Annotated in this window: 15 protein-coding genes and 1 tRNA gene; 10 read left to right on the forward strand and 6 right to left on the reverse strand. The window is 63.7% G+C overall.

Translation table 11 applies throughout. The features are described from left to right. Positions 1 to 250 precede the first annotated feature (250 nt). On the forward strand, positions 251 to 1,327 hold the full coding sequence (locus AB4Y97_RS16670) for a threonine aldolase family protein (protein WP_442000165.1): 1,077 nt from the start codon (positions 251 to 253) through the stop codon (positions 1,325 to 1,327). Between the two features lie 161 nt (positions 1,328 to 1,488). On the opposite strand, the gene AB4Y97_RS16675 is transcribed toward AB4Y97_RS16670, so the two are convergent. Beyond that, positions 1,489 to 1,950, reverse strand: a complete 462-nt coding sequence (locus AB4Y97_RS16675; RefSeq protein ID WP_442000166.1) for an Hsp20 family protein — start codon at positions 1,948 to 1,950, stop codon at positions 1,489 to 1,491. A gap of 181 nt (positions 1,951 to 2,131) precedes the next feature. Here AB4Y97_RS16675 and AB4Y97_RS16680 point away from each other — a divergent pair, with 181 nt between their 5' ends. Then, positions 2,132 to 3,214, forward strand: coding sequence for an alpha/beta fold hydrolase (locus AB4Y97_RS16680; RefSeq protein WP_442000167.1), 1,083 nt, complete (start codon positions 2,132 to 2,134; stop codon positions 3,212 to 3,214). Here AB4Y97_RS16680 and hisN read toward each other — a convergent pair. Next, positions 3,134 to 3,916: a histidinol-phosphatase gene (gene hisN / locus AB4Y97_RS16685; protein ID WP_442000168.1), complete on the reverse strand. Its 783-nt coding sequence runs from the start codon at positions 3,914 to 3,916 to the stop codon at positions 3,134 to 3,136. The two genes, AB4Y97_RS16680 and hisN, sit on opposite strands and share 81 nt — an antisense overlap. 1 nt (position 3,917) lies before the next feature. Between hisN and AB4Y97_RS16690 the strand changes: the two genes are divergently transcribed. Then, entirely contained in the window at positions 3,918 to 4,181 is a 264-nt protein-coding gene (locus AB4Y97_RS16690; protein ID WP_442000169.1) for a hypothetical protein, read from the forward strand. Between the two features lie 183 nt (positions 4,182 to 4,364). Here the strand turns inward: AB4Y97_RS16690 and AB4Y97_RS16695 are convergent, their stop codons facing one another. Beyond that, the gene (locus tag AB4Y97_RS16695; protein WP_442000170.1) at positions 4,365 to 5,255 is read right to left on the reverse strand and encodes an N-formylglutamate amidohydrolase; all 891 of its coding nucleotides are present in this window, start codon (positions 5,253 to 5,255) and stop codon (positions 4,365 to 4,367) included. A gap of 174 nt (positions 5,256 to 5,429) precedes the next feature. Between AB4Y97_RS16695 and cpdR the strand changes: the two genes are divergently transcribed. The 5 genes from cpdR (at position 5,430) to AB4Y97_RS16720 (ending at position 7,789) form a co-directional block, all read left to right on the forward strand. Continuing rightward, a complete protein-coding gene (gene cpdR, locus AB4Y97_RS16700; RefSeq protein WP_442000171.1) occupies positions 5,430 to 5,786 on the forward strand; it encodes a cell cycle two-component system response regulator CpdR in 357 nt (118 codons plus the stop codon). Positions 5,787 to 5,877: 91 nt separating this feature from the next. Next, a tRNA-Val gene (locus AB4Y97_RS16705) sits at positions 5,878 to 5,952 on the forward strand. 47 nt (positions 5,953 to 5,999) lie between these two features. Then, complete coding sequence (gene ykgO / locus AB4Y97_RS16710) at positions 6,000 to 6,125, forward strand: type B 50S ribosomal protein L36 (RefSeq protein ID WP_150941987.1); 126 nt, start codon at positions 6,000 to 6,002, stop codon at positions 6,123 to 6,125. Positions 6,126 to 6,195: 70 nt separating this feature from the next. Continuing rightward, complete coding sequence (locus AB4Y97_RS16715) at positions 6,196 to 6,792, forward strand: tetratricopeptide repeat protein (protein ID WP_442000172.1); 597 nt, start codon at positions 6,196 to 6,198, stop codon at positions 6,790 to 6,792. A gap of 13 nt (positions 6,793 to 6,805) precedes the next feature. Then, the gene (locus tag AB4Y97_RS16720) at positions 6,806 to 7,789 is read left to right on the forward strand and encodes an alpha/beta fold hydrolase (protein ID WP_442000173.1); all 984 of its coding nucleotides are present in this window, start codon (positions 6,806 to 6,808) and stop codon (positions 7,787 to 7,789) included. Here the strand turns inward: AB4Y97_RS16720 and pyk are convergent. The 3 genes from pyk to AB4Y97_RS16735 all read right to left on the reverse strand — a co-directional run bounded on the left by pyk (position 7,786) and on the right by AB4Y97_RS16735 (position 10,890). Beyond that, positions 7,786 to 9,222, reverse strand: a complete 1,437-nt coding sequence (gene pyk, locus AB4Y97_RS16725; protein WP_442000174.1) for a pyruvate kinase — start codon at positions 9,220 to 9,222, stop codon at positions 7,786 to 7,788. The genes AB4Y97_RS16720 and pyk overlap by 4 nt on opposite strands. 1 nt (position 9,223) lies before the next feature. Then, on the reverse strand, positions 9,224 to 9,688 hold the full coding sequence (locus AB4Y97_RS16730; RefSeq protein WP_442000175.1) for a DUF1036 domain-containing protein: 465 nt from the start codon (positions 9,686 to 9,688) through the stop codon (positions 9,224 to 9,226). A 269-nt stretch (positions 9,689 to 9,957) separates the two neighbouring features. Further along, positions 9,958 to 10,890: a DMT family transporter gene (locus tag AB4Y97_RS16735; RefSeq protein ID WP_442000176.1), complete on the reverse strand. Its 933-nt coding sequence runs from the start codon at positions 10,888 to 10,890 to the stop codon at positions 9,958 to 9,960. 132 nt (positions 10,891 to 11,022) lie between these two features. Here AB4Y97_RS16735 and AB4Y97_RS16740 point away from each other — a divergent pair, with 132 nt between their 5' ends. Both AB4Y97_RS16740 and AB4Y97_RS16745 read left to right on the forward strand, forming a co-directional pair. After that, positions 11,023 to 11,871 carry an N-formylglutamate amidohydrolase gene (locus tag AB4Y97_RS16740; protein WP_442000177.1) on the forward strand — a complete coding sequence of 283 codons (849 nt, stop codon included), beginning with the start codon at positions 11,023 to 11,025 and terminating at the stop codon, positions 11,869 to 11,871. Positions 11,872 to 11,881: 10 nt separating this feature from the next. After that, positions 11,882 to 12,187, forward strand: coding sequence for a DUF1244 domain-containing protein (locus tag AB4Y97_RS16745; RefSeq protein WP_442000178.1), 306 nt, complete (start codon positions 11,882 to 11,884; stop codon positions 12,185 to 12,187). Positions 12,188 to 12,204: the final 17 nt, after the last annotated feature.

Here is a 12,204-nt window from a genome sequence, read left to right on the forward strand (position 1 = left end):
TCCCAGGGACGAAAGAGCGCAGGCGCTCCAGATGGGACAGTATCGCTGTCCTATTGCGGGGCAAGGTGCCAGAGTTCAGCAGGACACACAAGAGGTTTTGGAAAACTTTTAGACAAAAATTTCAAGCCGGGCCTTCGGAATGTAACAAAGGCATGGTTTGTGCCGCGAGAATGAAAGTCTGCGCCGATGGGTCAATGTTCTTGACATGACTGGCCCAGTCGGGAGGCTGCACGGCGCAAGGAGATGATTCATGAACTTCGCGAGCGACAATATCGTGGGCGCTAGCGCCCCCGTGATGGAGGCTCTCATGCGGGCCAATGCTGGCACGATGCTGGCCTATGGCAACGACGAGATTACGAAACGGATCAAGGCCCGCTTCGCGGAGATCTTCGAGCATGAGGTCTCCGTCTTCCTGGTGACGACCGGGACGGCAGCCAATGCACTCGCCCTCTCCTCTGCCGTACCGCCCTGGGGATTATGCGTGTGCCATCGGGAGGCGCATGTCATCGACGATGAATGCGGCGCGCCGGAATTTTTCATGCATGGGGCGAAGCTGATAGGGTTGCCGGGGGTCGGCGCCAAGCTCACGGCCGAGACGGTCCGATCCTACCTCGAAGGGTTGCCGAAGGCGGTCAAGCAGATGCCGCCGAAGGCCCTGTCGATTTCGCAGGTCACGGAATGCGGCATGGTCTACGGCCTCGACGAGATCGCTACCTTGAGCGCGGTCTGCCGGGAGCATGGCCTGACCCTTCACATGGACGGCGCCCGCTTCGTGAATGCGCTCGTTTCCCTGGGCTGCACACCGGCCGAGATGACCTGGAAACAGGGGGTCGATATCCTCTCCTTCGGCGCGACCAAGAACGGCTGCCTGATGGCCGAGGCGATCGTGGTGTTCAGGCCGGATCTCGCGGAGGCGCTCGACTACCGGGCCAAGCGCGCCGGTCAGGTCATCTCCAAGGGGCGTCTCATCGCGGCGCAGCTGGAAGGCTATTTCGCCGACGACCACTGGTATGCCAATGCCCGCCACGCCAACCGGATGGCGACACTTCTTTCCGAAGGGCTGACGCAGCTTCCGGGCGTGCGCCTGGCCTGGCCGACTGAGGCCAACGAGGTCTTCCCCATTGTCCCCAAGACGCTCGACCGGGCTCTCAAGGCGGCCGGGGCGAGTTACCTGACCTGGACGGAAGCGAGCCTGCCGGAAAACGAAAAGATCGGTGCGGACGAGGTTATCATCCGACTCGTCCTGTCCTTCGCGACGCAGGAAGAAGAGGTCAGCAAACTCCTCGATGTGGCTCGCGCGGCTCTGTCCCGGCAGGCGGCGGAATAGGCTTGCCCTAACCCTGCCGCATTCTCTGACGATCACTCCCTTCGAGACCGTCGAATAAGGGGGGTCCTCCAACCCCAGCGGGCCTCAGAGACCAGGTCTAATAATAAGAAAATTGCGCCCCGGACAAACCGGGGCGCTTTTTTTGACATCGGGGAGGTGCGTTACGCAGCCTTCTTGGCCTCGATCGTCGGGGACGCGCCATTGGTCGCGATCGGGATAAGCTTCGACTTCTTGGCCTCCGGAATCTCGCGCACGAGGTCCACGTGGAGCAGGCCGTTCTCAAGGACCGCACCGGTCACCTGGACGCCGTCCGCCAGCTGGAAGCGCCGCTCGAAGGTGCGCGCCGCAATGCCCTGATAGAGGACATCGGTCTTGCGCTCTTCCGAGGCTTTCTTCTCACCGCGGACGGAGAGGGCGTTTTCCTTCACCTCGATCGCGAGATCCCGGTCGGTGAAGCCCGCCACCGCCACCGAGATGCGATAGGCGTTCTCGCCGGTGCGCTCGATGTTGTAGGGCGGGTAGGTGGGGGCCGCGTCAACGCCGACGAACTGGTCGAGCATCGAGAAAAGACGGTCGAAACCGACCGTGTTGCGGTAGAGGGGGGCAAGATCAAACTGTCGCATGGCATATTCTCCTCTTGAAGCAACATGCAAAATCGATCCACCTCGAGGGGCTGGATCTTCGGGATGTGACGCCATCATTGGCCGCCACAATTGTGATGTGGGAATAGGTATTTTTACTGTCAAGGGCCGCTGGCAGGCCGGTGCTTCAGACGAAAATGCTCTATAAAGGGGCAGATCCTCGATGTTTGAGAACCCACCCGTCGTGCAGCTCGTCGCCAGTCCCAACAATCCCATTCCCTCCGAGCCGACCCTCGTCGGCGTGAGGACCGAGGATGGCCTCATCCTCCGCGCCGCCACTTGGATGCCGGAAACCCCGGAGCCCAAAGGGACCGTCTGCATCCTGCAGGGCAGGGCGGAGTTCATCGAAAAATATTTCGAAGTGGTGGGCGAGCTGCTCGCGCGCGGCTTCGCCGTCGTAGCCTTCGACTGGCGCGGGCAGGGCCTCTCCGGCCGTCAGGTGAAGAATGCCCGCAAGGGTCATATCAGGCGCTTCGCCGATTTCCGGCATGACCTGGAGGCGGTCCGCGATCAGGTCCTCGTCCCTCATATGCCGCAGCCGCATTTCGCCCTGGCCCATTCCATGGGCGGAGCTATCGCCCTCAGCGCGGCCTATGAGAGCTGGCTGCCCTTCCGCCGGCTGGTGACGACGACGCCGATGATCGCGCTCAGCATGATCAAGCCGCTGCGGACGGTTGCGATCCTCGCCCGTGTCTTGAGATGGCTGGGCTTCGGCAAGGCCTTCGTGCCCGGCGGCGGGGAGACTTCGATCTCGACCAAGCCCTTCAAGGGCAATCGGCTGACGAGCGATCCCGTGCGCTACGCCCGCAATGCGGAGGCGGCCAGCGCCATCGGCGCCGGCGCGATCGGAGCGCCGACGGTGGCGTGGCTCGACGCCGCCTTCCGCTTCATGAAGCGCTTCACCGATCCCCGCTATGCCCTGAAGATCCGGCTGCCGACCCTGATCATCGCTGCGGGGGCGGATCCCGTCTGCGCCACGCCGGCGACCGAACGCTTCGCCGCCCGCCTCAAGGCTGGGCACGCTATCGTCATTCCCGGCGCCCGGCACGAGATCATGATGGAGCGGGACGATATCCGCGAGCAGTTCTGGGCGGCGTTCGACGCCTTCATTCCCGGAAGCCCGGATTACGCTGTCGGACAGGCCCCATCGGAGCCTCTGTCCGAGCTACCTGCTGAGGAGCTCGACGGCGGCCGCATGGACGCGACGGTCGCCGGCCGCGACGATGCGGCCGCCCTGAGCGGCTGAGCCGCCGTCCCAGGCGGTCACGATGCCGCCTGCTCCCTCGATGATCGGGATCAGGGCGGCGATATCGTAGGGCTTGAGGCCGGATTCGACGACAAGGTCGATATGGCCGGCTGCCAGCATGCAATAGGCGTAGCAGTCACACCCATAACGGGCGAGGCGGGCGACGCTTTCCACCCGGTCATAGGCCCGCAATTCCTCTCCGGCGAAGAGTTTCGGGCTGGTGGTGGACATAATCGCATCCTTGAGGGAGGCGCAGCGACGCGTCATGAGCTTGCGCTCGCCGCCCGGGCCGCGATAGCTCGAGCGGCCGCAATCGCCGAAGAAACGCTCGCCCGTGAAGGGCTGATGCATCATGCCGAAGGCGGGCTTTCCGTGACGGGTCAGGCCGATCAGCGTGCCCCAGGTGGGAAGGCCCGCAATGAAGGCCCGCGTGCCGTCGATGGGGTCCAGAACCCACACATATTCCGCATCCTCCCGCTCCGCGCCGAACTCCTCGCCGATGATGCCGTGGGTCGGAAAGGTGCGCTTGATGAGCTGGCGCATGGTAGCCTCGCTCGCCCGGTCCGCTTCCGTCACCGGATCGAAGGCGCCGCCGCGGGATTTGTCCTCTGCGGCGATGGAAGTACGGAAGAAGGGCAGGATCGCCTGGCCCGACACGGTGGCGAGCTCATTGACGAAATGCGTGAAATCGATGAGCCCCATAATGCTCGACATCCTCTGCCCGCAATTATCCGGCCTTGCCGCCGACGGGCTTGGCGGGCCGTTTCCTTTCCGCTTTTATCAACCGCTCATCCCGCGGCAAGAGACCGGCTACATCTCATCGGGCATAAAGATTGAATTCCGTAACCCACGGCGGTTGCGGCCTGCAGGGACAAGGATGATGACGCCTCCGGACAGAGGTGTCTGGCCTTCCTGTCATGCCGGACCGCCGATTTTTCATCCCGGCAGGCTTGCATCGAATGCATAGCTAAGCGCGATTTTGCTCTTGCGTATTGTGCAATGCACTTTATATTGTGCAGTGCGATATGGCGATGGCGTCGTCATATCGTAGCCCTTCTTGGGCGTTTCCTCCCTAAACTTCGGGCCGCTGGCAACAGCGGCCTTTTTTCTTGCCTGTTTCCTTGCTTGTTTCCTTGCTTGTTTCCTGGCGTTATTCCGCCGCGATCTGACGAGGCGCCTGCTCGCCGGCCAAATCCTCGATCACCTGAGCGAAAGCGTGAGCGATATCCGCGGCCAGGATGCCGAAGGACGGCTTCTTCTGCAGATTCCGCTCATCCATGTAGATCGCCCGGTTGATCTCTACCTGCAGCGCATGCCGATTGAGGGCAGGCTCGCCGTAATGCTCGGTGATGAAGCCGCCCGCATAGGGTTTGTTGCGAACCACCGTGTAGCCGCGCCCCCGCAGGGCGGCCTCGACCAGATCGATCAGGAGCGGGGCGCAGCTGGTGCCGTAGCGGTCCCCCAGCACGATATCCGCCTTGGCGCCATCCTCGCGGCTTACGCTGCTGGAGGGCATGGAGTGGCAGTCGATGAGAATCGATTGGCCGAAGGTCTGGGCCGTGCGGCGCACAAGCTGGCGCAGCATGCGGTGGTAGGGCTTATAGAGCCACTCGATGCGCTGCAGGGCCTCGTCGACCGGCAGGCGGCTTCCATAGATCTCCTGACCGTCGGCGACGATGCGCGGGATCGTGCCCAGGCCACCGGCCACCCGCATGGAGCGGGTATTGGCGAAGGGCGGCAGGCGGCCGTCGAACATGCGCGAATCGAGCTCGTAGGGCTCCCGGTTCAGGTCGAGAAAGGCTCGCGGGAAGCGGGCGGCCATGAGCGGCGCGCCGAGATCGACCGCCGAGGCGAACAATTCGTCGACGAAAGCATCCTCGGACCGGCGCAGCGCCAGGGCATCGAGCCGGGATTGTGCGAGGAAGGAAGCCGGATAGACGGCTCCGGCATGGGGAACGTTGAAAATGAAGGGCACCGCCTGCCCGGCGGGCTCGACGATGACAAAGGGGGGCTCGAACTCGTCGGTAATGATGGGCCGCATCCGGGTCGTTTTAGGCTGGAGATGAGAAAAGCGAAGTGTCGGGGAGTAGTGTAAGGCGGCGCTTCATTCTGTCCACGGCAATATCGGTTACGAACTGCGTCGTTCTTTCACGGCTTATTTACCGCGAGGGTTCATCAAGGCGAGAGACATTCGCGACGATACGGGGTTGCGGCGATGAAGATCATCCTTGCCGAAGACGACAATGACATGCGGCGCTTCCTGGTGAAGGCGCTAGAGAACGCCGGCTACGACGTGGCCTCGTTCGACAATGGCCTCTCGGCCTATAATCGGCTCCGCGAGGAGCCCTTCGAGCTTCTCCTGACCGATATCGTCATGCCGGAAATGGACGGAATCGAGCTGGCCCGCCGGGCGACCGAGCTCGATCCGGACATCAAGGTCATGTTCATCACCGGTTTTGCGGCCGTCGCGCTCAATCCGGATTCCCAGGCTCCGCGGGACGCGAAGGTGCTGTCGAAGCCGTTCCACCTGCGCGATCTCGTCAATGAAGTCGATAAAATGATGGCGGCCTGAAAAAGGTCGTCATCACCGCTTGCGTCCCCGCTCGCTTGCCGGTATATCGCCCTCCACACCTGAAGCGGGACCCAAAACTTCGCCGTTTCACGGGCGCGTAGCTCAGCGGGAGAGCACTACGTTGACATCGTAGGGGTCGCTGGTTCGATCCCAGCCGCGCCCACCATTTGCTTATTGTCGGCCTTCCCGAGAGGCTGCTGCAGGAGACCGGATATGAAGATCCGTAACTCGTTGAAGTCGCTCCGCGGCCGTCACCGCGACAACCAGCTGGTTCGTCGCAAGGGCCGCGTCTACATCATCAACAAGACGCAGAAGCGCTACAAGGCTCGCCAAGGCTAAGTTCGCGCTCGCGGCGACGCCGCACGTTTTTATGAATTGACGGCGCATGCCGGGATCCTAAAATCCCGGCATGCGCTTTTTTGCGTTCCTGCTGACCGCTTCGCTGAGCATTGCCGCGCATCCCTTGAATGCGCAGGAGGCCGTGCGGCCCGGCGCCCAGCCCCCGAAAACCCGCCCCGCGCCGCGCCCGCTCACCTTGGACAGCCTCTTCGAGCGCCTGGCCAAGGCCGGAAGCGAAAGGGAGGCGGATGGCATCGCTTCGCTGATCGAGCGGCGCCTGTCGCGTTCCGGCTCCGATACGGCGGATCTGCTCCTGACCCGCGTTTCCAAGGCACTGGACGAAAAGGACCTTCCTCTCTGCGTCGAGCTCCTCGACCGTATCCTGGTGCTCGAGCCCAATTGGGCGGAAGCGTGGTACCGGCGGGCCCTGGTATTCTACATGCTTGACGATCCGGTCCGCGCCCTGGTCGATCTGCATCAGGCGGTGAAGTTGGAGCCGCGCCATTTCGGGGCTTGGACCGCGCTCGGCCATCTCTTCATGGCCTCCGATGACAAGCCGCATGCGCTCGCGGCCTATCGCAAGGTGCTGCAGATCAACCCGCAAACCTCAAGTCTCCAGACGATCGTGTCGCATCTCGGCCTCGAAATCGACGGCCAGGATCTCTGACGCGCGGTCCGGGATGAAGATCCTTCTCATCTTCCCGGTCGCTCTCGTCGTCATCTTCGCGGCGGGGGGCATCTTCACCTTTGGTTATGCGTGGTGGGTAGAGAGACACTATCCGCCGACCGGCGCTTTCATGGAGGTCGACGGCCTGCGCCTGCATTATGTCGATAAAAGTCCGGCGGACGGGCGTTCTCTCGGCACCGTGGTGCTGCTCCACGGGGCATCCTCCAATCTCACGGAGGCGATGCTGGGAATCGGTACGGCTCTGACGGGACGCTACCGGGTCGTCGCCTTCGACCGTCCCGGCCTTGGCTGGACGGAACGGGGAAACAACGCCGACATGGCCACGCCCGCCCGGCAGGCGGACATTCTCGCGCAGGCCCTGCGGAAACTCGAAGTCAGCAACGCGGTCGTCGTCGGCCATTCCTGGTCCGGCTCTCTCGCGCCGCTTTTCGCCCTCGATCATACGGATGTGGCGGGCGCTATCCTCATTCTGTCCGGAGTGACCCATCCGTGGCCGGGCGGGGGCATCGCCTGGTACGACCATGTCTCCGCGTCCTGGGCCGGATGGTTCCTGACGCGTACCCTTGCGATTCCCGTGGGCCTCATGCTGTTTCGCTCAGCCACAGAGCATACCTTTGCGCCCCAGGCCGTGCCGCCCGGCTTCGTCGAAAGAGCGCAGATCCCGCTGCTGTTCAGGCCGGGCCCGTTCCAGTCCAACGGAGAGGATATCGCGGCCCTCTATGACGCGGTGAAGCGGCAGAGCATCCGCTATCCGGAAATCCGGATCCCGGTGACGGTCATCGGCGGGGATGCCGACGAGATCGTCTGGACCGATCTGCACAGCCGGTCCTTCGCCCGTGATGTTCCCGGGACGAAGCTGATCGTGCTGCCGGGCATAGGCCATATGCCGCAATATGCCCGGCCGGACCTCGTTCTGTCCGAGATCGAGGTCCTGGCCGAGCGGATCGCGACAACGTCGAAAGCGGTCCTGCCTTAAGCCTTCGCCGCGTGCTCCTGGCTGATGAAGGCGATGCGCACCATGTTGGTGGCGCCCGGCGTGCCGAAGGGGACACCCGCCACGATGATGATGCGGTCATTGACCTCGGAGTGACCCTCGCGCACGGCGAACTTGCAGGCGCGGAACGCCATGTCGTCGATGTCGCTGGCGTCCTTGGTGCGGATCGGATGCACGCCCCAGACCAGCGCCAGGCGCCGGGCCGTGTGAATGTTGGGCGTGAGCGCCAGCACGGTCGAGTTCGGCCGCTCGCGGGCGATGCGGAAAGCAGTGGCGCCGGACGAGGTCCAGGCTGCAATGGTTTTCAGATGCAGCGTATCGGCGATCTGGTGCGCGCCGGCGGCAATCGCGTCCGATCCCGTCGCCTCGGGCGCGGCGGATTGGGTCTTGACGATGGACCAATAGCTCTGGTCCTGTTCCACTTCCTCCGCGATCCGGCTCATGGTGGCGACTGCCTCGATCGGATACTGGCCCGAGGCGCTTTCCGCCGAGAGCATCACCGCATCGGCGCCGTCATAGACGGCGGTCGCCACGTCGGAGACTTCGGCGCGGGTCGGAACCGGCGCGGTGATCATCGATTCCAGCATCTGGGTCGCGACCACGACCGGCTTGCCGAGCTTGCGCGCCGCGCGGACGATGCGCTTCTGGATGCCGGGCACCTTCTCGAGGGGCATCTCGACGCCCAGATCGCCGCGCGCGACCATGACCGCGTCCGAAATCTCCATGATCTCGTCAAGACGGGTGATGGCCTGCGGCTTCTCGAGCTTCGACATGACGAGCGCGCGGCCGCGCGCCACCTTCTTCACTTCGGCCACGTCTTCCGGACGCTGCACGAAGGAAAGGGCGATCCAGTCCACGCCCGCATCGAGGGCGGCTTCGAGATCCGAGCGGTCCTTCTCCGTCATGGCGGCGACGGGGATCACCGTATCGGGAAGGCTGACACCCTTGCGGTTCGAGATCTTGCCCGCGACCTCGACCACGGTGGTGGCGGAGCCGGGTTTCACGCTCTTTACGCGCAGGCGAAGTTTGCCGTCGTCGATCAGGATCGTATGGCCGGGCTCGAGCGACGTGAGGATTTCCGGATGGGGCAGATGCACGCGATCCGCATTGCCTGGGGTCTTGTCGTCATCGAGCGTGAAGGTCTGCCCCTTCACCAGCATGGCGCTGTCGTTCTTGAAGGTGTCGACGCGCAGCTTCGGACCCTGGAGATCGGCGAGAATGGCGATGGGGCGCTTGAACCTCGTCTCCACGGAGCGGATCATCTCGACCCGCTCCTTCAGTTTCTCCCGCGGCAGGTGGCTCATGTTGAGGCGGAACACGTCCGCGCCTGCCTGAAACAGGCTCGCCACCATCTCCGGGTTCTCGGAAGCCGGACCCAAGGTTGCTAGAATCTTCGTGCGCCGCGCGCGTCTCATTTTATTGCCCCCCCGGGCGATTCGTTTCGGTCAGCTGGATGGTCCAGCTCTTCTGTTCACCTGTATCGACTTCGAAGAAGCCGCTGCGATCGAAGCCTCTGGCGAGGCAATCTTCCGTTCCGCGAATCGTGAATTCGCGCTCCCGCGTGCACATGAAGGAGCGCCCGCTCCATTCGCCGCCGCGGTCGTAATCGATGGCGTAGACGTAATAGAAGCGGCCCGCGAGCTGGCCCTGGAGCAGGGTCTCGCAGCCGCGGGAATTCAAATTCCACCAGCCTTCCGTCACCCAGCCCTGCCCGTCGCGATAGCCCAGCGCCACGCCCACCCGGCTCGACGTCATGTTGCACATGCGCAAGTCGGCCCGCGCTGGCGACGCGGCGAGAAAGCTTCCGCCGAGGAGGACGGCTGCAAGTCCAAGGCTTCGCCGCTGCCAGCTGTGATCCGATGAGAGGAATCCGGCAATCATGGATGTTGGTTCAAGTCGGTTAGGATAACGAAAGTGCACAATGCTTCGAGAAGTATGTCGAATCGTTGTCGGCCAGAAGCGCCGCCGCATCAAGTCCCGCGGGCACAAATCATGTCAATTCAGCCTGATAGGTGGCTATCGCCCCTCCGGATGGGCAGGGTCCTGATGGCGGAGGATTAGAGCCGTTTCCACCTGCGTGGAACCAGCTCTTTCCTTTTGTCCGGACGCTTTTTCGACGGCGAACCGGCCCCACTTCGCCTGAAAATGCTCTAGCCGGCCCGCGTCTGCGGCTTGGGCCGCGCGGCCCAGATGCCGATCAGGATCAGCGCGCCGCCCAGGGTCTGGATCAGCGTCAGCGCCTCGCCCAGAATCGCCCAGCCGAACAAGGCAGCCGCAACGGCTTCGAGAAAGATCACCAGGGACGAGAAGACTGGCGGCAGCTTGCCCAGGGCGACCGCGAGAAGCCCCTGGCCGCCGGCCTGGCTGATGAAGGCCATGGCGGTCAGGGCCGCGATTCCCTGCCAGGTCTGCGGCATGATCCGCGTATCGAGGAGAAGGGCGATGACGAGAAGGGCGGCCGACGTGACGACGCCGCCCTCGAACGTCACCCGGGCCGCCCCGGCCAAGGTCCGCGCCCGGCCTATCGCCAGGAAATAGAGGCCGAAGAAGAAGGCAGTGGCGACGCCGAAGAGATCGCCGCGGATCCGGGTCGGATCGACATGCAGGCTTTGCCCGATCAGGGCGGCCCCGCCGAGGAGGCAGAACAGAAGGCCTATGATGGTGCCGGTGGAAACCCGCTGCTTCAGCACCAGCCAAACGATCAGGATGACGAAGAGGGGTGCCGTCGTGGCGAAGAAGGTGGCGTTGGCGACCGTGGTGTTGAGAATCGACAGGTGCCAGAAAAACAGATCGCCCGTGAAGGCGAGTCCCGCCAGGATCGTGGGCTTCGTGAACGAGGCGCGAGGCGCGCTCGCGGGCGCCTTGGCTTCCTCGATCCGCATCCAGGCATAGAGGATCGGCAGGGAGAGGGCGACGCGCCAGAAGGCGCTGGCGAAGGGGCCCACATCGGCAGCGGCGAAACGCACGAAGATCGGGGAGATGCCCATCGCGACCGCGCCCAGGCAAAGGGCCGCGAAGGCGGAAGCGAAGCCCGTATCCAGGCGTGCCGGCGTCGGGGTCGAGGATGTCTGCGTGGAGGACATGAATTCGTTACAAAAAAGGACGGCGCGGCAAAATCGTCGCGCAGAAGGTCACGTTGTCAGCCTTCCTAGGGCAGGTTAAGGCTTTTCTTCAATCCTTCAATCGACCTGTTTCCATCATTCTCAATTCTTCCCATGACCGCTTCCGCCGCCGCGCTCAAGCTTGCCGATCCTGCTCTTGACCCCTGCCTTGAGCCCTGTCCCGTCGAGATCGTCGAAGGCGCCGTCGAATCAGGCATCCTGGTCCTCTGCGACCACGCCTCGAATGCGGTGCCGCCCGATCTCGGCGATCTCGGGCTGCCACATAGTGAATTCCAGCGCCACATCGCCTACGATATCGGCGCGGCGGGCGTGACCCGCTTGCTGGCCCGGCGTCTTAACGCGCCGGCGATTCTCACCCGATTCTCGCGCCTGATCATCGATCCCAACCGGGGCAGGGACGATCCGACCCTCGTCATGCGCCTTTCGGACGGCGCGGTGGTGCCGGGAAATGCCAAGGTGGACGAGGATGAGATCCAAGCCCGCATCCGGCGCTTCTACGACCCTTACGATGCTGCCATCACGGCCGCCATCGGGCGCGGCCTGGCGGCGGGGCACCCGCCCGTCATCGTCACGGTTCACAGCTTCACCCCGATCTGGCGCGGCTGGCCACGCCCCTGGCACGTGGGCATTCTGTGGGACGCGGACGAGCGCTTCGCCGTGCCGCTGATCGAGGCCTTGAAGGCGGAGGAAGGGCTCGTCGTCGGCGACAACGAGCCCTATGATGGCGCGCTTGCGGGCGATACAGTCGACCGGCACGCCACTCGGCGCGGGCTCGCCAGCGCCCTGATCGAGATCCGGCAGGACCTGATCGCGGCAGGCGAGGGCCAGGAAGAATGGGCGGAGCGTTTCGCCCGGCTCCTTAAGCCTCTGGTCGCGCAGGAAAACCTGCGGAAGCCCGCGATCCAGCCGACCCGCACCCGGGACCGTCTGCGCCGTCATTGAGGACAAGGCCATGAACGAGATCGACGCTCAGACCCGGATGGAACTGGAATCCGCCGCCTTCCGCAGGCTCCTGGAGTATTTGCGCGAGCGCACGGATGTCCAGAACATCGATCTCATGAATCTGGCGGGCTTCTGCCGCAACTGCCTGTCGAACTGGCTGAAGGAGGCCGCCGACGAGCGCGGCGTCGCGCTCTCCAAGGACGAGAGCAGGGCTTACGTCTACGGCATGCCTTACGAGGAATGGAAGGCGCGCCACCAGCGCGAAGCCACGGCCTCGCAGCTCCAGGGCTTTGAGGAATCGAAGCCGAGGCATTAAAGCAGCCTCAACCAAAT

The sequence above is a fragment of the Microvirga sp. 2TAF3 genome (assembly GCF_052114965.1).
GTDB lineage: Bacteria > Pseudomonadota > Alphaproteobacteria > Rhizobiales > Beijerinckiaceae > Microvirga.